The organism is Cohnella mopanensis, assembly GCF_022352055.1.
Taxonomy (GTDB): Bacteria; Bacillota; Bacilli; order Paenibacillales; family Paenibacillaceae; genus Cohnella; species Cohnella mopanensis.
Map to the genome: position 1 here is coordinate 233,869 of NZ_JAKRWM010000004.1, position 17,069 is coordinate 250,937.

General features: G+C 49.5%; 17 protein-coding genes. 9 read left to right on the top strand and 8 right to left on the bottom strand.

Features of this window, described 5'->3' with window-relative positions; translation table 11 throughout:
- The first annotated feature begins 6 nt into the window (after positions 1–6).
- A complete protein-coding gene (locus tag L3D05_RS08405) occupies positions 7–243 on the top strand; it encodes an NHLP leader peptide family RiPP precursor (RefSeq protein WP_239615581.1) in 237 nt (78 codons plus the stop codon).
- On the opposite strand, the gene L3D05_RS08410 is transcribed toward L3D05_RS08405, so the two are convergent.
- Complete coding sequence (locus L3D05_RS08410) at positions 220–2,136, bottom strand: ATP-binding protein (protein WP_239615582.1); 1,917 nt, start codon at positions 2,134–2,136, stop codon at positions 220–222. The two genes, L3D05_RS08405 and L3D05_RS08410, sit on opposite strands and share 24 nt — an antisense overlap.
- Before the next feature lie 366 nt (positions 2,137–2,502).
- Here L3D05_RS08410 and L3D05_RS08415 point away from each other — a divergent pair, with 366 nt between their 5' ends.
- From L3D05_RS08415 to L3D05_RS08435, 5 genes are all read left to right on the top strand, one after another.
- Positions 2,503–3,141 carry an NAD(P)-dependent oxidoreductase gene (locus L3D05_RS08415; protein WP_239615583.1) on the top strand — a complete coding sequence of 213 codons (639 nt, stop codon included), beginning with the start codon at positions 2,503–2,505 and terminating at the stop codon, positions 3,139–3,141.
- A gap of 177 nt (positions 3,142–3,318) precedes the next feature.
- Complete coding sequence (locus L3D05_RS08420; protein ID WP_239615584.1) at positions 3,319–3,516, top strand: hypothetical protein; 198 nt, start codon at positions 3,319–3,321, stop codon at positions 3,514–3,516.
- A gap of 105 nt (positions 3,517–3,621) precedes the next feature.
- Positions 3,622–5,157 carry an MDR family MFS transporter gene (locus L3D05_RS08425; RefSeq protein ID WP_239615585.1) on the top strand — a complete coding sequence of 512 codons (1,536 nt, stop codon included), beginning with the start codon at positions 3,622–3,624 and terminating at the stop codon, positions 5,155–5,157.
- Positions 5,158–5,258: 101 nt separating this feature from the next.
- Positions 5,259–5,747, top strand: a complete 489-nt coding sequence (locus L3D05_RS08430; protein WP_239615586.1) for a hypothetical protein — start codon at positions 5,259–5,261, stop codon at positions 5,745–5,747.
- Between the two features lie 164 nt (positions 5,748–5,911).
- Complete coding sequence (locus tag L3D05_RS08435; RefSeq protein WP_239615587.1) at positions 5,912–6,691, top strand: hypothetical protein; 780 nt, start codon at positions 5,912–5,914, stop codon at positions 6,689–6,691.
- Positions 6,692–6,712: 21 nt separating this feature from the next.
- Here the strand turns inward: L3D05_RS08435 and L3D05_RS08440 are convergent, their stop codons facing one another.
- The 3 genes from L3D05_RS08440 to L3D05_RS08450 are packed head-to-tail and all read right to left on the bottom strand — an operon-like array spanning position 6,713 to position 9,380.
- Complete coding sequence (locus tag L3D05_RS08440; protein WP_239615588.1) at positions 6,713–7,447, bottom strand: SDR family oxidoreductase; 735 nt, start codon at positions 7,445–7,447, stop codon at positions 6,713–6,715.
- A gap of 58 nt (positions 7,448–7,505) precedes the next feature.
- Positions 7,506–8,093 (bottom strand): Crp/Fnr family transcriptional regulator, encoded by a 588-nt coding sequence (locus L3D05_RS08445; RefSeq protein WP_239615589.1) that lies wholly within the window; start codon positions 8,091–8,093, stop codon positions 7,506–7,508.
- Between the two features lie 39 nt (positions 8,094–8,132).
- Positions 8,133–9,380, bottom strand: coding sequence for an MFS transporter (locus L3D05_RS08450; RefSeq protein WP_239615590.1), 1,248 nt, complete (start codon positions 9,378–9,380; stop codon positions 8,133–8,135).
- A 126-nt stretch (positions 9,381–9,506) separates the two neighbouring features.
- Between L3D05_RS08450 and L3D05_RS08455 the strand changes: the two genes are divergently transcribed.
- A complete protein-coding gene (locus L3D05_RS08455; RefSeq protein WP_239615591.1) occupies positions 9,507–10,853 on the top strand; it encodes an aminotransferase-like domain-containing protein in 1,347 nt (448 codons plus the stop codon).
- Positions 10,854–10,918: 65 nt separating this feature from the next.
- Here L3D05_RS08455 and L3D05_RS08460 read toward each other — a convergent pair whose 3' ends face one another.
- The 3 genes from L3D05_RS08460 to L3D05_RS08470 form a co-directional block, all read right to left on the bottom strand.
- Positions 10,919–11,926, bottom strand: coding sequence for a FecCD family ABC transporter permease (locus L3D05_RS08460; RefSeq protein WP_239615592.1), 1,008 nt, complete (start codon positions 11,924–11,926; stop codon positions 10,919–10,921).
- Complete coding sequence (locus L3D05_RS08465) at positions 11,923–12,930, bottom strand: FecCD family ABC transporter permease (RefSeq protein ID WP_239615593.1); 1,008 nt, start codon at positions 12,928–12,930, stop codon at positions 11,923–11,925. The genes L3D05_RS08460 and L3D05_RS08465 overlap by 4 nt, the downstream gene beginning before the upstream one ends.
- Before the next feature lie 72 nt (positions 12,931–13,002).
- The gene (locus L3D05_RS08470; RefSeq protein ID WP_239615594.1) at positions 13,003–13,983 is read right to left on the bottom strand and encodes an iron-hydroxamate ABC transporter substrate-binding protein; all 981 of its coding nucleotides are present in this window, start codon (positions 13,981–13,983) and stop codon (positions 13,003–13,005) included.
- 331 nt (positions 13,984–14,314) lie between these two features.
- On the opposite strand from L3D05_RS08470, the gene rlmN reads away from it, so the two are divergent.
- Both rlmN and L3D05_RS08480 read left to right on the top strand, forming a co-directional pair.
- A complete protein-coding gene (gene rlmN, locus L3D05_RS08475; protein WP_239615595.1) occupies positions 14,315–15,385 on the top strand; it encodes a dual-specificity RNA methyltransferase RlmN in 1,071 nt (356 codons plus the stop codon).
- Positions 15,386–15,412: 27 nt separating this feature from the next.
- Positions 15,413–16,387 carry an aldo/keto reductase gene (locus tag L3D05_RS08480; protein ID WP_239615596.1) on the top strand — a complete coding sequence of 325 codons (975 nt, stop codon included), beginning with the start codon at positions 15,413–15,415 and terminating at the stop codon, positions 16,385–16,387.
- Here the strand turns inward: L3D05_RS08480 and L3D05_RS08485 are convergent.
- Positions 16,379–17,044: a lysoplasmalogenase gene (locus L3D05_RS08485; RefSeq protein ID WP_239615597.1), complete on the bottom strand. Its 666-nt coding sequence runs from the start codon at positions 17,042–17,044 to the stop codon at positions 16,379–16,381. The genes L3D05_RS08480 and L3D05_RS08485 overlap by 9 nt on opposite strands.
- Between the last annotated feature and the right edge of the window lie 25 nt (positions 17,045–17,069).

Below are 17,069 nucleotides of genomic sequence, written 5' to 3' on the forward strand. Positions count from 1 at the left end.
GTCCGCATGTCATTGGAATCTTTGAAGGTACAGATCATCAAAAAGGCTTGGGAAGACCCTGCTTTCAAGAAAAGCCTGCTAAGTGAACCTAAGAAGGCGGTTAAAGAGGCATTCGGCTTAGAAATTCCAGCGGAAATCGAACTGAAAGTGGTTGAAGAAAGCCCATCCTTGTACTATCTTGCCCTTCCTCCAAGTCCGGAGGATGTTGCAGACGGTGATTCAAACGTGAGATTTCCCTGGTAGTATGTTTTCGTTAGCGACTAAGGGGAACCGGATGACAAATTCGGTTCCTTTTCCTTTGGTGCTGTGAATCGTTATTGTCCCTTTCATAACCTCAATAATACGGAAGGTCACCATCAAGCCAAGTCCGGTACCTTTGGTTTTCGTAGAGAAGAACGGCTCTCCCAGCTTGGCGACTTCTTCCTGCTCCATTCCTTGACCGTTATCCGAAAGCCGAACGACGGCCTCATCCACTTCGGCGACTACTTCGATCTTAATGACTCCCCCATTTCCGATAGCTTCAATACTATTTTTCACGATGTTGATTAGAGCTTGCTTTAATTTCGAAGAATTTCCGTAAATATAGAGATCGCCCTCCGCGATACAGACGAGGACTCCGCCGTTCATCGCTGCCAACGGCATCATGATCGCTCCGATGCTCTTAAGCTCCTGAGAGAGGTTCAGCAAATTAATTTTCTCGATCTCGGGCTTAGCGAAAGTGAGAAAGTCGGTAATAATATCGGAAGCCCGATCGAGCTCGTTAACGGCTAATTCGAAATAGGACTTGCTCTTCTCGTCGGTTTTCTCTGCAAGCAATTGAAGAAATCCGCGAGTTACCTGCAAAGGGTTGCGTACTTCATGCGCTACGGAAGCGGCGAGATCGCTAATGATCTTCATTTTCTCCGTACGCTGAAGACTATGGTTATATAGTTCCAATTCTTTGGAATAGGTGAAAAGTTTGGCGTAGTCGGCGGAGATACGTCTTGCGAGTATAATGACCAAGGAGAAAAACAAGATCGCGACCCCGAATTTCCACAAAAATAAAACATAGATCTTGTTGCTCCAATAGTAGAGTATCAAGTCGACTGCGCATAATAAAGCGAAAAGAATCAATCCGACCGATAAAATGAGAGCGTCTCTGTTGCCGTGTTTTGCGATCAGAATCGACAAGATGATAATAAGCGGAAGTTGCATGAGAATGACAGCGCCCATAATGACGTTCAGAATTAAGTAAGAAACTTCATAATGTTGCTCGCCCGTAGCCGTATAAATGAGTAGAGCAAGTAAGCAGACGATGGAGTACCCCGCTTGTACAAGCCGGAATTTCGTGAAAAATCGGAATTGGCCTTCGTAAACCTGATCAATATAATAATTTAACGAAGGGATGAGCACGAACAGGGACACGTCAAACAGAATCAACATCAAGGCCCCGTAATTATGGAGATAAATGTAAGGTAACGGGGAATAGACAATGAATAAGGTTCCTGTTGTCAGAGCAATTAAGCAAAGCGAAATCCAAGAGCTTCGCTGTTTCCGTCGCAAATAGCCGGAGCAGATCAGCATAATTAATGAAAGAACGGCGATCGATACTCCAATTAATACATCGGGCAGATCCTTGAGGACGAAACGCTTGGATAGTTTCTCGTAATCGTCGACTCGAATTTCACTGGTCAAACCTACCCGGTCGCTCGTCGTAATAATGCGAACATAATATTCCCCGGATTCCGAGGAACTAGGAATAGGGAGTAAGAGCTTATTTCTGTCGAATTTAAAATCTCGTTTAGATTCAAATAGGAGCTGCCCATCGTGATACACGGTTAGTTCAAGCCCATATAACCGATCGACAAGCAAGCCTGGCCGTTGCCAATTACTCGTTGGAGGTACGGAAATACGCGTCCACATTCCTTGCATCCCGGTAGGAATGACCGTTAAAGGCTTCTCGACGTTAGCGTCTTGCCAATGCCCCGTAGCGGAGGGGGGAATGTCGGATATGGCATCGTCCGGAATCCATTGCACTTGCCATTGTTGAATGATGATCGGGCGATCCTGTGCCTGTGATAATTGAGGTAGGAGTACAAAAAGCGATAACATCAGGGCAATTAGTCGCAGGACTTTTAGCCAATTCGCCAACTTCATCTTATCCCTCACTGTCACTGTTCTTCTCGGTTGGAAGAGGCGTATTATAATGCAATTAAAAATGAAATTCGACAATATTCTACCATTTCCTCCTATTTAGGCACAGAAATAGTGAAGGACATGATTATTCTTATAGGAGATTGACAGAGGGATGAGTTGTAACTATAATGATTACAACGCGATGAAGATCCTGTAATTATCCGAAGAGTTTTGGGACAACTTAAGAAAGCTGGATGGGTAACGGTTCTGCCGACCAGATCAAGTCCAAAGCTTAGGCATTTTTGTCGGTGTTATTTTTTTGGTATTGTTGTAACATTAGTGGTTACAACATGTCGTTAAACCATATTAATTAGGAGGCGTTTACGAATGAAAATCGCAATTATCGGAGCAAGCGGAAAAGCAGGGGCGGAAATCTCGAAGGAAGCCGTGGCAAGAGGGCATGAAGTGACAGCTATTGTACGCGATGCGGCGAAAGTTAAACAATCTCAAGTAACGGTTATGCAGAAAGACATTTTTGATTTAACGTCTCAGGAACTCGGTGCGTTCGATGTGGTCGTGAACGCATTCGGAGCAGCACCTGGTCAGGAGCATCAGCATGTTGAAGCCGGAAGAGTGTTAATTCAGGCTTTACAAGGTACGCCAGCTACCCGGCTCATCGTCGTAGGAGGCGCGGGAAGCCTTTTCGTGGACGAAGCAAAGTCGGTGCGGCTGATCGACACGCCTGAATTCCCCGATATCTATAAGCCGACCGCTTCCAATCAAGGTAAAAATCTTGAAGATTTGCGTAATGCCAGCGGAATTAAGTGGACGTTCCTCAGTCCGGCGGCTTTCTTCAATCCGGAAGGCAAGCGGACGGGATCTTACGTCACGGGCCAAGACAATCTAATCGTCAATTCCAAAGGTGAAAGCCATGTCAGCTACGCGGATTACGCGATCGCGGTCGTGGATGAAATCGAGAATCCTAAGCATATGAACGCCCGGTTCACGGTTGTGTCGGAGTCATAAGAAGCGATTAAGAAGCTGTTTCGAAAGTGATTAACTTTCGAGCAGCTTCTATTGTTAATGCTCGCGAACGGAATAGTGCCGCGAGGCGGCACTAATGCACGTGTAACCGCGCTCGCGAGCGGAATAGTGCCGTGAGGCGGCACTAATGCGCATGAAACCGCGCTGGCGAGCAGAATAGTGCCGCGAGACGGCACTAATACGCGTGTAACCGCGCTGGCGAACGGAATAGTGGCGCGAGGCGGCACTAATGCGCATGAAACCGCGCTGGCGAGCAGAATAGTGCCGCGAGACGGCACTAATGCGCGTGAAACCGCGCTGGCGAGCAGAATAGTGCCGCGAGGCGGCACTAATGCGCATGAAACCGCGCTCGCTTAAAAATCATTATTAATCATTCCTCTTGAACACTGACACTAAGCTGTCAGTGTTCTTTGTTTATGATGGATTTAGAAATGATAAACGACCTTGAAAGGAAGATTAGAAATGACAAATCGTAATAATAAAATGGGGATGATCATAGCCGGACTGTTGCTATCGATCCTCATGGCTTCAATGGATAATACGATCGTCGCGACCGCAATGGGAACGATCGTGGGAGAGCTCGGAGGGCTCGATAAATTCGTCTGGGTCACCTCTGCATATATGGTAGCGGAGATGGCTGGAATGCCGATTTTCGGGAAGCTGTCCGATATGTACGGGCGTAAACGGTTTTTTATTTTCGGGATTCTCATGTTCATGCTGGGCTCCGTTCTATGCGGAACGGCAAATTCCATCGTCGAGCTTAGCATCTATCGCGCGGTTCAAGGAATTGGCGGCGGGGCGTTAATTCCGATCGCTTTTACGATCATGTTCGATTCGGTGTCTCCGGATAAGCGCGGTAAGCTGATGGGGATGTTCGGTGCCGTCTTCGGTTTGTCGAGCATTTTCGGGCCGTTGCTGGGCGCCTACATTACGGATTTCATAAGCTGGGAATGGATATTCTACATCAACTTACCGATCGGATTGGCTTCGTTGTTCCTCGTTAGCAAATACTACAAAGAATCGCTTGAGCACCGAAAACAGCGTATTGATTGGCTCGGTGCCGCGACGCTGGTCGGGGCGATCGTATGCCTGATCTTCGCATTGGAGCTAGGCGGTAAAACGTACGCATGGGATTCGGTTCAGATCATCGGTTTATTCGCGGGGTTCGCTGTCCTAACCGTGTCGTTCCTAGTGGCGGAGACGCGTGCCGAAGAGCCGATTATTTCATTCCGGATGTTCAAGGACCGTTTATATGCTACGAGCAACTTGATCGCTATCTTAAGCGGGGCGGCATTCATCGCGGCTTCGGTGTATATTCCTATCTTCATTCAAGGTGTTCTGGGAGGAACGGCCACGAACTCCGGGTATGTGCTTCTGCCGATGATGTTAGGTACCGTCGTAACCGCAACCGGAGGCGGATTCGTAATGAACCGATTATCTTACCGATCGATCATGGCTTCAACGTTGCTGCTGCTTGTGGCGGGGATTGGCTTATTGACGACGATATCGCCAGACACTTCTCGTCTTGTTCTTACTTTGTATATGATTCTGGTCGGACTTGGAATAGGAGCATCGTTCTCGATCTTGACGAATGCCGCAATGCATTCGTTAGCGCCCAATCAACGGGGATCGGCCACTTCGACCTTGAACTTCCTTCGTTCGCTCGGCATGATGCTGGGAATTACGATCTTCGGCATCCTTCAGAGTCATTCGATGACGCGTAAGCTGTCCGATCTCTTTGCAGGAAACGAATCGATGACCGCGGTAGCTCACAATATCGATTTCAAAGACCCGTATGTTCTAATGAACCCATCCGCTCGCGCGCTCATTCCGGAGCAAGCTTTGGATACCGTTTCAAGCGGGTTGTCTTCTTCTATCTCAAATATATTCGCATGGGGTTTGATTCCCGCAGTCCTTGCCATAGCCGCTGCCTGTCTCATGAGCGGAGAGAGGCATGACCCGAAGGCAGAGATGGACGCCATGGCTACAGCTCATTAAGTCTCTCACGCGACTTAAAAATACAACTTTCGGATAATATTCGCGACCAACCCTCCATGCTACGATACAATTATTGGAAAAATGACATGGGGGGTGCACCAATGACAAAAATAAAAGCAAAATTCATGCGGCTATCAATGGTATGCGTTCTGTTGCTGGGAGCCGTTACCGGCTGCGGGGGCAAAGAAGAAGCAGGAAAAGAAAAAGGGAAAGAAGCCATCGCGTCCGAAAGCGCCATACCGGAATTACAGTCCACGCCTCAAGCGCGTCCATCTGGATTTCCCGAGGATCTACCGATACCTGCCGATGCCGAGAACCTGATCTATACGGAAAATAGCGCCGCGGCTCCGGGAGATATGGCTTATTCGGTTTCGTACCATACTAAGACCGATGTCGAGCAATCTATTGCCCCGTACCGTACGTTTATGAAGGAAAAAGGGTACGAGTTCAAGGAACAAGATCCGATAGACGGAGGCATTACCGCGACGGGAAAGACGGCGACATGGGAGTTTCGATTAACCGTTCTGATCGATCATCTTAACGAGGGGCATATCAACGTCGAGATTCTCTATGTTCAGCCGTCCTCATAGACGGTAATTGTTCTTGTCTTAACGGACTAGAGGATTGACAGTAATGGGATGCGGTGGTAAGTTCATCTCAAGAACATAAAGGCAATGCAACCTTCGGGTTCAACCTCGCTGCAAAGTGGGTTGAGCCCTTTTTTGCATAGTTCAAACCCTTGAGGAGGATTCGCATGGTCGCGGAATTCAAAAAACGGCTGTTGAACCGGCTCGACGAGATCGGCAAGTCGCTGGAAGCGAAAGAAGGGGCGCTGTTATTATTGGGGCTTGGTTCCGTAGGCAGCGAGTTAGATCGGTTAGATGAATACTCGGATTTGGATTTCTTCGTCATCGTAAAACCGGGTTATGCGAAGAGATTTATCGATTGTCTAGATTGGCTTGAGGACGTCCATCCTTTGGCCTATCAGTTCAAAAATTCGGACGTTGGTTGCAAAATCTTGTTCGAAGACGGGATTTACGGAGAATATGCGATATTCGAGGAAGCGGAGTTGGATAACGCTTCTTATACCGGGGGGAGAATCGTCTGGACGGCTCCTTCGTACGCGAATGGACAAAGTTTTAAAGTGTCCGGAGTAGTAGCTAATCTGAGAAGGGATGCTCTTGATTTTCCCTTAAACGAGGCGTTAACTAATCTCTATGTGGGGCTTGGGCGGTTTGCTAGAGGCGAGAAGCTGTCCGCGATGCGGTTTGTTCAAAGCTATGCCGTGGACAGCATCCTATCCGTGTTACATTTGTTAGAGTCAGAGGTCGGTTACTTTCCTGATCCTTTCGGCAACGAACGTCGCCTGGAAGTTAGATTTCCGGGATTTGCGAAGGTCATCGGAGAGATGACCCAGGGCTACGACCGAGTTCCGGAATCGGCTCTTCGCATCTTAAGCTACTTAGAAGAAGCGTATCCCGTCAATCGCAGGCTAAGCAACGAAATACGGCATTTAGCCGCTCGGCTCCAATAGGGGTTGCAGGGGTCGGGCATATTAGCTATTCTTCAATATTTTATCCGCAAGCGCAGGGAACCATCGTTGAATATGCACGAGCAGCTTAACTTTGCCGATCGGGACCTCCGTTCGGTTTTTTCTATAATAAGCTAAGAACTGAGCGGCAAGCTGGTCGGGGGATATTTTATTCCGTCCTCTGCCTTTGGTCATTTCCGTATCTACGACGGGGGGGATGATCTCGAACACCTTAATATTCGTATTTTCCAGCTGGTAACGAAGGGCTTTCGTGAAAATATGCAATCCTGCCTTAGTTGCGCAGTAGACGGGAGCGGACTTCTTCGGTACGAAGCCTAACCCGGAGGAGACGTTGACGATTGCGGCTTCCTGATGAGGAAGGAGATCAGGTATTAACCTCCCGATGAGCTCGATCGGAGAGGTTAAATTAACGGTAATCTCCTCCGCGACTCGATCCGTAGAGGCAGGCTCTTCGACGAAGGAGTAGTTGTGCTGAATGCCTGCATTGTTAATGATGACGTTAAGCTCCGGATGGTAGTCGCGAAGCTGTTGAACGAGCGTATCCAATTGATCTCTGACGGCTAGATCGCAACAATAGGTCGTGACGCCGGGATACTTGTCTTTCAATTGATCTAACTTAAACGGATTACGCCCGATAACAATGACCTTGTTATCATTTTGAATAAACCGTTCCGCAAGCGCTAATCCAATTCCCGAGGCGCCTCCCGTGACGAGCACGGTTTGACCGGATAGTTTCATAGAACATCCTCCCTTTCCTAAGCCCAATATAGAGCAGAAAACGGAGCCGTTCCTTAACCTAGGTTAATTTCCTGCGAATTCGGCTTAAAGCGACTGGAGTAATTCCGAGATAAGATGCGATATGGTATTGCGGAATTTGCTCTGCCAGATGCCCATACTTGGCGTTAAATAGCCGGTATCTCTCTTCGGCGGACAATAGGAGCAATTCGCGCTCCCGCGTTTCCTTCTTCACGAAGAGTTGCTCGGTTAAGATGCGCCCTAACCGCTCCCAACAGACGTGCCGGGTAAATAACGATTGGAAATCGGAATAGCGAACGACAATCAGCTCGCTATCCACCAAGGCTTGAATGGAGAAAAAAGAAGACGTTCCCAGTAACAAGGAACTGTAGGAGGCGAGAAATTCGTGCTTTGCGCAGAAGCTCTTATTAAATTCGCCTCCGTCAGGCGTCGTATAGTAGAGCCGAAACAAGCCGCTCATACAGATCGCGATAGAGTCGACTTGCTCCCCCTCCCTGACGAGATGGGCGTTCTTCGCAACGGTTTTAGGGAAGGCGAATTGTCGGAATACGTTCCATTCCTCAATCGGAATAGGCGAAAGCCTTTGTATTCCTTCATATAAGGCAGGTAGTGCATGCTCCATCTCCATAGGCTCATGTTCCTTTGCTTGGAAAGTCATATTTTCACGCTAATCGGTAATAAATAAGCTATTCGTCAGGGGTTTATTTCTAGACGCCGTATGATAAATCCTGTAATATCCTACGGCGGTTATGGCGCTGAAAACCATATTTAAACCGATAAGCCATTGATAACTGTTCGTTAGATCGAATAAAATCCCTCCGGACAAAGACCCGAGCACCGCCCCCGCCTGATGAAAAATAAGCAGGGTTCCGATCTGTAGGCCGATGGAACGGTCGCCAAGCGATTCGCCCGCAACGAGCATCCCCCCGGGAATTGCCCCTAAGTAACTCGCGCCAAAGATGATGGAGAACAAGATTGGGGAAAGACCGAAATGAAGGAACAGGGCAATAAACGCAACCACACGTATGAAATATAAGAATGATAAGGCTAACGTTCTTGAAATACGGTCGAGCATAAAGGCAAACAGCATCCCACCGACCAGTTCCAACAAACCTAGGAGACTCAAGGATGAGGCGAACATAACCTGTTCGACATGGGCGTGTTGATGAATGGCCATCAGGTGCATCTCTACCGTTCCCATGCTGAATCCGCAGGTGAACAGGGCAAATACGACGAATAGCACCGTCCGGTTGGCGATCATTTCCTTATAAATAGAGAGGTTCCATTTGGGCTTGCTCTGCGATTTGGAGCTTGCCGCTGTATCATCCAAAGCTTGATCGGTCGGTTCCTCCATCCGGTCTTTGATAATCAGAATCGTGAGCGGAATCGATACGATCCCGATCCAGAAAGTAATCGAGAAGGCCGTCATCCAATCCAACCAATCCCTGTTGCTTACGAATAAAGGGGTTAAGATGGCTAACCCAAGCGAGCTAGAGCTGGTCAAGATCATGAGCGCCTTCGCGCGATGGCGGGAAAACCAGTTCGACACCAACACGTATCCTGTTGTTGCGCCTATTCCGGATAGTCCGGCTAATATGCCAAGACCTATGAAGAAGCCGATAGGAGAATTAACAGTCAGAACCGTAAGCATAGAAAGCACGCCGAATAGGGCGTTTAAGACCATCACTTTCTTGGGGCCGTACTTATCCGTTAACCAGCCCCCAAGCGGCGAGCAAATGGCGGCAACGGCTACATTGAACGACCAAGTCGTGCTGATGAACGTCCGATTCACCGTCAGGGCTTCGGTGATTTCCTGCTGATAATAGGAAATGACAAACCGGCTGATCGCCGCAACGAAGCCTAGTACCCACAAGTAGCCTAGTATTCTCCACGCATATCCTCTGTCTTTTGTCATGAGCTTCATCTCTCCCACGTCTATCTTTACATCCGAATAAGATTGGAATAAGCTAAATTCTAACCTTGTGGAAAATTTTATAAAGTACAATTTATCGCATCTGTATTAATACAGTGGGGCGTGACTATGGATACTAAGCATGAGCAAATCGTTAAGCATCTACTGCGAGAAATGGAAGAGGGAAGTATCAAGCCGGGAGTCAAGCTGCCATCCATCAGGGACGTTGCCGAACGATTCCGCTGCAGTCCGAATACCGTCGCGCGAGCCTATCAAACGTTGGAACGGCAGGATCTTGTCTACTCCGTATCCAAGAGCGGCTATTATATAGTTGAGACTAAAGCCACTGCATCCGCAGTACTTAGCCCTCCGACTTTTAATTTCGCGTCAGTCATGCCGAGGGGGGATTTCCTGCCCTTTCAGGATTTCGAGCATTGCTTAAGGCAAGCCGTATCGCTGTACAAAGAAGAACTGTTCGGCTATACGGATCCCCAAGGCATCCTATCTCTTAGGGCGGAGTTGCAAAGGCATTTAAACGATCATCAAATCTTCGCGAATACGGATCAGATCTGCGTAGTCACAGGGGCCCAGCAGGCCTTTGCCATTCTGACGCGAATGCCTTTTCCCGTCGGCGGAGGGAGCATTCTGATCGAACAACCGACTTACTTCGGATTTATGGATACGGCTAATCTTCACGGCTGCCGGATAGTCGGCCTTCAACGAGACGAAGATGGGATTGATCTTGAACGGTTGGAGTCGTATTTTCGAAGCGGGGACATTAAGTTTTTCTACACGGTGCCGAGGTTTCTCAATCCTCTGGGTGCCTCTTATCGCACGGAGCAGAAAAAAAGAATCGTGGAATTGGCGGACAAGTATAACGTGTATATCGTCGAAGACGACTATTTGGCGGATCTGGAGGATGACACGAAATCCGACCCTTTGTTCGCGATGGATCAAAATTCGAGGGTTATTTACATCAAGAGCTTCTCCAAAACAACGTTGCCCGGGCTGAGGCTAGGAGTGACGGTTCTACCCAAGTCGCTGGTACAGCCCTTCGTGGAATACAAAAAAGCGAGCGATATTTCCAGCCCGATCTTGTCCCAAGGCGCTCTCGAAATCTACCTGAAGTGTGGAATGTTCAAGCGGCACGCGGCAAAAATACGCAGCCATTACCGCGACAAAATGAGCTATGCGGTTGAAATGTGCGGTAGGCTGCTAGGGGATCGAGTAAGCTGGACTTCCCCGTCATCGGGCGTATTTATTACCCTTACTCTTCCGAACCGAATGAGAGCATCCGTATTAATCGAGCAACTAAATCTTAGAGGAATTTATGCCACCAATGTGGACCAGCATCTTCTGCCCGAGTTTCGTCAAGACAATCGCATTCGCTTGTGCATCATCGGGGTGGAGAAGTCGCAAATCGCGGCGGGGTTCGCGCTAATCTCCGATGAGATTAAGCGTATCGGTAGACGATGACATTGAAGGTTAACCATCGCCCATAGCGCACAAAACCCGGCAGGACATGGCCTGCCGGGTTTTGTTTATTTTCTCAACAACAGATACGCGAAATAAGGAACGCCGATCAACGAAACCATGATCCCTGCGGCGATGCCGTCCGGGTCTACGATATTGCGTCCAATCGTGTCGGCGACCAAGAGCAGCCATCCTCCCAATAGTACCGCGACGGGAATAAACAGTTGGTTGCGGGGGCCTACCAGCGCTTTGGCAATATGCGGGGCCATCAGTCCGATGAAGGCGATTCCTCCCGTGACGGATACCGCCGCAGCGGCAGCTGCGACCGCGGCCAGTAGCAAGACGAGACGCTCCTTCTCCACCTTCAATCCGACGCCGATCGCCGATGCTTCGGTTAACCCTAGTATATTCAACCGGGTAGATTTGTATAGCGTGAAGGGAATCAGCAGGATGAGCCACGGGAGAAGAGTCCACACGAAGGGCCAGTCCGTTCCCCAGATGTTGCCCGCGATCCACTTGGCGATAAAATCAACCTTCTGACGCTCGGCGGACGAGATGATGACGATCATAATGCCGGATAGCGCCATCGAGAATCCGACCCCGACCAACACGAGCCGAATAGGGTTAAGGCCTTGGTTTCGGTTATAGGACAGCAGATAGATCAGGCAAGCGGTCACCAAAGCTCCGACAAAAGCAACGACCGGAAGAAAGTAGGTGAATGATCCTACTTTGATCGGGAAGTACAAGAAGAACAAGGCGATCGCGACGCCCGCACCGGAGTTGATGCCGATAATGCCGGGATCGGCCAGATCGTTGCGCGTGACGCTCTGCAGGATGGAGCCGGATAAGGCGAGCGCCATGCCGGCAAGCAACGTAATCGCGATCCGCGGCAATCTGACGGAGTACAGGACGAAGTCTTCCTTGAAGGTTCCGTGTCCTAACAGCACGGGGATAAGACGGTCATAGGAGAGTTTAGAATACCCTAAGCCCATTCCGAGTACGGCGGTAACCGCTATTAATCCCAGGCAGACCAATAGAATGAGTCTTTGTTTTCTAACCAGCGCAGATAAGATCATGAGAGAGCTTTGCCTCCTCTATGCACGACGAACAGGAAGAAAGGCAAGCCCAGCATTGCCACAATGGCTGCCACCGGCGTTTCGTAGGGTAAGTTAATGGTGCGCCCGAGCGTGTCGGCGAGCAGCATGAATGACGCTCCGGTAATCGCGGAGAACGGAATAATATAGCGATAGTCGGTTCCGACGATAGGACGGACGATGTGGGGAATCATCAGGCCTACGAAAGCCATGTTCCCGACGAGCGCGACCGATGCGCCGGTCAGCAATACGACAAGGATAAATAAGATGGCTTTGATCTGAACGAGCTTCTGGCCTAAGCCGACCGCTACCTCATCGCTTAAGCTTAGAATGGTTACTTGATTCGACAGGAAAATCGTAAGCAGTACTCCGCCTATAATGACCGGGGCAATGGTTTGCAATTGGGCCCATGTCGTTCCAATAAGTCCGCCGGCCGTCCACATATTGACGTCTTTCGATATTTTGAAAGTAAGGCTTACGCCTTCCGAGATCGCATACATGAAAGCGGAAATGGCGGCGCCGGCCAGCACGATCCGGGTGGGGGACAGGCTGCCGTTGCGCATGGAGCCGAGAACCAGTACAAGGCTTGCTCCCAAGGCGGCTCCGACGAAGCAGGCAAGCATTATGCCTGAAGTTTTTAGCCCCGGGATAAAGACAAACGCCAGCGCTAGAGCCATGTTGGCACCGGAGGTCAGTCCCAACAATCCGGGGTCGGCCAGCGGATTGCGCGTCACGCCCTGCATGATCGCGCCGGATACGGCAAACGCGGCTCCGATGAGAATGGCCGCGATCTCGCGTGGGATACGGAGCTCCCGAAGGACCAGAATCTCATCGCTGGTATGGCTGGAGGTCAACGCAAGCCATAGATCATGGATCGAGGTATCCTTCGCGCCGAACAGCAAGGAAATAATAAACATGCCAATAAACACAAGGAAGCTCCCAAGGAGCTTATACACGAAGGGAATGGGGCGTTTCGTAGTCGTCATCGTTCTCTCATCTTCTCTTCATAGAATTAGGGAGGAATTCTTTGTTCAAGAATTCCTCCTGAGGGATAAAGCTTAGCCAAGCAGGTTTTTAATGATGAAGTCCAATTGGTAGTCGAGCGTCAACGGATCGTTAAAGTAAAATTCCTTCGCGTTAACCTCGAACACGTGGTTTGCCTTAACCGCGGGAATGTTCTTGTACGTATCCGTATTTTGGAAAGCGTTGTCCGCGTCCGGATTTTTGCTGAAGATGACGTAGTCGCCGGCGTATTCGGGAAGAACTTCCGCCGATATGGCGTAGTAACCATCTTTTAATGCCATTTCTTTAACTTTAGCAGGCATAGCCAACTTCATTTCTTGGTACAGAATTTCCGTGCCGCGGCCCCAGTTATCGCCGAAGACGTACAGCTGCTTGTCATAGCTCTCGATGACGGAGAAGGTTTTGTCCGCGCCGATCTTCGCTTTAATGTCTTCTCCGGCTTTCTTGGAGCGGGCTTTGAAATCGTCGACCCAAGCCTGGGCTTCTTTTTCTTTATTTAACAGTTTGCCGATCTCCAGGTGTTGGGTTAAATAATCGACTTTGCCATAAGTGAAAGTAACCGTAGGGGCGATTTGTTTTAATTTATCGATGTTCTTAATATTGTCTAGACCGATGATCAAGTCCGGGTCCAGCTCGATGATCTTTTCCAAGCTTTCATCCGTAACGGATTGAACATCCTTCAGCCGATCTTCGAATTTAGGGTTGATTTTAGACCAATCGTCTACTCCGACAAGAGGTACTCCAAGTGCCATTACGTTACCTGCGAAAGACGAGAGCACAACGACGCGCTGCGGGTTGGCCGGGACGTCGACGGGGCCGGTCTGGGATTCGTAAACGATCGTACCTGTTGCGGGTTCAGTAGTTGCTGATGCGGAAGCCGATTCAGCAGGAGCAGAAGACGATGCGCTTGGTTGCTCGGATTGAGCAGGGCTGCTTTCGTTATTGGCAGTTTTGCCGCCGCAAGCGCTAAGAATGAGCACAAGGGTCAGAACAAAAGGGATTAATACTTTCTTCATGGAATGATTTTCTCCTTTAAGCATCTGCATGCTTTGTTTAATTAGGGTATATGTAGGTGAATTGCCGATCAACTTGTATGATCACAACAATCTAATGAGAATGATTATCATATTCACTACATTGCACATTCTAAAGTGATGAGGAGATACTGTCAATAGTTTTTGAAGCTTTAAGGATGTATTCAGTCTTTTTCCTACAAAAGAAATCCCCGATTGCCGTTTTCTTCTGGCAGGGGAACTGGTTTTGCAAGCTTGTTTATCCGAAACATTTCTGGGACAATGTTATCAAGCTCATGCAAGCTCCGGCTATTTACTGAAATGAGGGTTATGAATGAATAACGAATCTATATACGGATTGACGTTTGACCAATTAGTCGCTTGGCTAGCGGAGAGAGGACATAAGAAATCCCGGGCCTCGCAAGTGTGGGATTGGCTCTATCGGAAGCGCGTTACGGAGTTCTCCGAGATGACCGACGTGAATAAAGACTGCTTGCAACTGCTGGCGGATCATTTCGTCATTCATTCGCTGAGCGAGCATCTGCGCCAGGAATCCGTGGACGGGACGATCAAGTTCCTGTTCAGGCTTAAGGACGGCAATCTGATCGAAACCGTACTCATGAGGCATAAATTCGGGTTGTCCGTCTGCGTGACGACGCAAGTCGGTTGCAATATCGGCTGCAGCTTCTGCGCGAGTGGATTGATCAAGAAAAGCCGCGATCTATCCAGCGGAGAGATCGTGGAGCAACTGATGATGGTTCAACATCATCTGGATTCCGCGGATAAGGGCGAGCTGGTCAGTCACATCGTCGTCATGGGAATCGGCGAACCTTTCGATAACTTCGAGAACCTCGTGGATTTCATCTTGACCGTCAAAGACCAGAAAGGGCTGGCGATTGCCGCAAGACATATCACCGTATCGACGAGCGGCCTGGCCGACAAAATATACGATTTCACCGATGCCGACCTCAGGGTTAATCTGGCGATTTCCCTTCATGCCCCGAACGATGAGCTGCGGACGCGGATCATGAAGATTAACAAGGCGATTCCGATCGAGAAGCTAATGAAGGCGATCGACTACTATTTGGATAAAACAAACCGGAGAATCACGTTCGAGTATATTATGCTGAAGGATGTCAATGATCAGCGGGAGCATGCGTTGGAGCTTGCCGAATTAATCGGCGAACGGCGGCCGCTCGTGAACGTCAACTTGATTCCTTATAATCCCGTTGACGAGCATAGCCAATATCAAAGACCCGAGCGTTCGACGGTGAGCGCGTTCTACGATACGCTCAAGAAGCAGTCGGTAAGCTGCAGCGTTCGTCTGGAGCACGGAGTGGACATCGATGCCGCTTGCGGACAGCTGCGCAGCAAACAAATTAAAGCGGAAGCCGTATCGAACTGATTACGGAATGATCGAGGAGGGCCAGCGATGAAATATCGTCGGTTGGGAAATAGCGGGTTGGAGGTATCGGCTTTAGGCTTGGGTACCAACGCTTTCGGGAAGAGAGCGGATCAAGAGGCATCCATTCGGATTATCCATCACGCGATGGATAAGGGGATTAACTTCATAGATACGGCGAATATCTACGCAGGAACCGAGTCGGAGAGGATCATCGGCTTGGCACTGGCGGGCAAGCGGCACAATGCCGTCTTGGCGACGAAAGCGGGGCTGCCGAGAGGGAGCGGACCGAACGAGAGAGGATCTTCGCGCTACCATCTGCAGCAAGAGCTGGACAGCAGCCTAAGACGCTTGAATACGGATTATGTGGATCTCTATCAAATCCACACCTTCGATCCGCATACTCCGCTCGAGGAGACTTTACGTGCTTTAGACGATATGGTGAGCGCGGGTAAAGTCCGCTATATCGGAGCCTCCAACTATGCGGCTTGGGAGTTAATGAAGGCGCTCGGGATTAGCGAGCTTAGAAGCTTTAGCCGGTTCGTATCGACGCAAACGAGCTATTCGCTTGCCGATCGTACTCCCGAACATGAGCTAGTACCGGTATGTTTGGACCAAGGGGTCGGCATCATCCCGTACTTCCCGCTCGCGGGAGGCATTCTAAGCGGTAAGTACAGCTCGTCTGATCGGGAGCCTGCCGGATCGAGAGCGAATACGGACCCCAGCTTCGGAAGATTTCTAGAGGACAGGAATCTTGAACTCGCCGAGCAAGTGGGCAAGCTTGCGGCAGAGCAAGGCGTTACTTCTAGCGCATTGTCCCTTGCTTGGCTCATGGGAAGGCCAGCGGTGTCGACCGTGATCGTCGGCGCTACCAGGACCGAGCAATTGGAGGATAACTTGCGCAGCGTAAATCTTGAACTCGATTCCGAAGTTTCGCATGCGTTGGAGGAGATCAGCACGCCGTTCCTTTACGGCAAACCGTTCGCGGTTTACCGTTTACCTTAAGTGAACGGCCGCCGGAGGAGAGATCGCGGTCGTTTGCGGTCTCAAGCTATGCGCCATTAGAAATTGGGCGGCGTAATAGGTCGTCATAATCCATACGCCCGAATAGGCCACATCGGATACGAACAGGTTCCACGATAAGATGGAGTCCGAGGTTACGAACAATAGGCTTCCCGCGATCGCCAGCTTGTTGCCGGATAGGATGGCGGACCACGCCATTAAGGAAATGACGGCGACGTACACGATGACAGGTACTATGAGAGTATGCTTATCGTCGCGAATTAAAGCATGGATCAGCTCGTTGCCCATGAACGCAGCGTACAACGCTATCGGAATGATCGTTGCGACGCGGAGCTTCGATAGGCTTCTTTTGCTGAAAAACGCGGTCATATAGAACAGGTGCCCGATAAGAAACGATGACAATCCGACGATGAACCATACGAGCAAGCCGTCTCCCATCATGCAGAAGACTAATCCGGCCAACATCGTCCAATGATAGCGCTTACCGAAAGCGGGAAAATGAAAATAAGCATAGACGATGATTAAGGCCATAGGGATGAGCTTAAACAGCAGCTTAACTCCTTGCGGCTCCTTGGGAATGACAAAAATATAAAGCAAGCCCATGAGAAGGATTAGCGCGGGCAATCCGTATTTCTTCATGCAATATCTCTCCGTTCTTTTGTGG

Excerpts from the sequence above, each read along its gene's own strand:
- L3D05_RS08405 (WP_239615581.1), top strand. The coding sequence starts at position 7 with ATGTCATTGGAATCTTTGAAGGTACAGATCATCAAAAAGGCTTGGGAA.
- L3D05_RS08410 (WP_239615582.1), bottom strand. The coding sequence starts at position 2,136 with ATGAAGTTGGCGAATTGGCTAAAAGTCCTGCGACTAATTGCCCTGATG.
- L3D05_RS08415 (WP_239615583.1), top strand. The coding sequence starts at position 2,503 with ATGAAAATCGCAATTATCGGAGCAAGCGGAAAAGCAGGGGCGGAAATC.
- L3D05_RS08425 (WP_239615585.1), top strand. The coding sequence starts at position 3,622 with ATGACAAATCGTAATAATAAAATGGGGATGATCATAGCCGGACTGTTG.
- L3D05_RS08430 (WP_239615586.1), top strand. The coding sequence starts at position 5,259 with ATGACAAAAATAAAAGCAAAATTCATGCGGCTATCAATGGTATGCGTT.
- L3D05_RS08435 (WP_239615587.1), top strand. The coding sequence starts at position 5,912 with ATGGTCGCGGAATTCAAAAAACGGCTGTTGAACCGGCTCGACGAGATC.
- L3D05_RS08440 (WP_239615588.1), bottom strand. The coding sequence starts at position 7,447 with ATGAAACTATCCGGTCAAACCGTGCTCGTCACGGGAGGCGCCTCGGGA.
- L3D05_RS08445 (WP_239615589.1), bottom strand. The coding sequence starts at position 8,093 with ATGGAGATGGAGCATGCACTACCTGCCTTATATGAAGGAATACAAAGG.
- L3D05_RS08450 (WP_239615590.1), bottom strand. The coding sequence starts at position 9,380 with ATGACAAAAGACAGAGGATATGCGTGGAGAATACTAGGCTACTTGTGG.
- L3D05_RS08455 (WP_239615591.1), top strand. The coding sequence starts at position 9,507 with ATGGATACTAAGCATGAGCAAATCGTTAAGCATCTACTGCGAGAAATG.
- L3D05_RS08460 (WP_239615592.1), bottom strand. The coding sequence starts at position 11,926 with ATGATCTTATCTGCGCTGGTTAGAAAACAAAGACTCATTCTATTGGTC.
- L3D05_RS08465 (WP_239615593.1), bottom strand. The coding sequence starts at position 12,930 with ATGACGACTACGAAACGCCCCATTCCCTTCGTGTATAAGCTCCTTGGG.
- L3D05_RS08470 (WP_239615594.1), bottom strand. The coding sequence starts at position 13,983 with ATGAAGAAAGTATTAATCCCTTTTGTTCTGACCCTTGTGCTCATTCTT.
- rlmN (WP_239615595.1), top strand. The coding sequence starts at position 14,315 with ATGAATAACGAATCTATATACGGATTGACGTTTGACCAATTAGTCGCT.
- L3D05_RS08480 (WP_239615596.1), top strand. The coding sequence starts at position 15,413 with ATGAAATATCGTCGGTTGGGAAATAGCGGGTTGGAGGTATCGGCTTTA.
- L3D05_RS08485 (WP_239615597.1), bottom strand. The coding sequence starts at position 17,044 with ATGAAGAAATACGGATTGCCCGCGCTAATCCTTCTCATGGGCTTGCTT.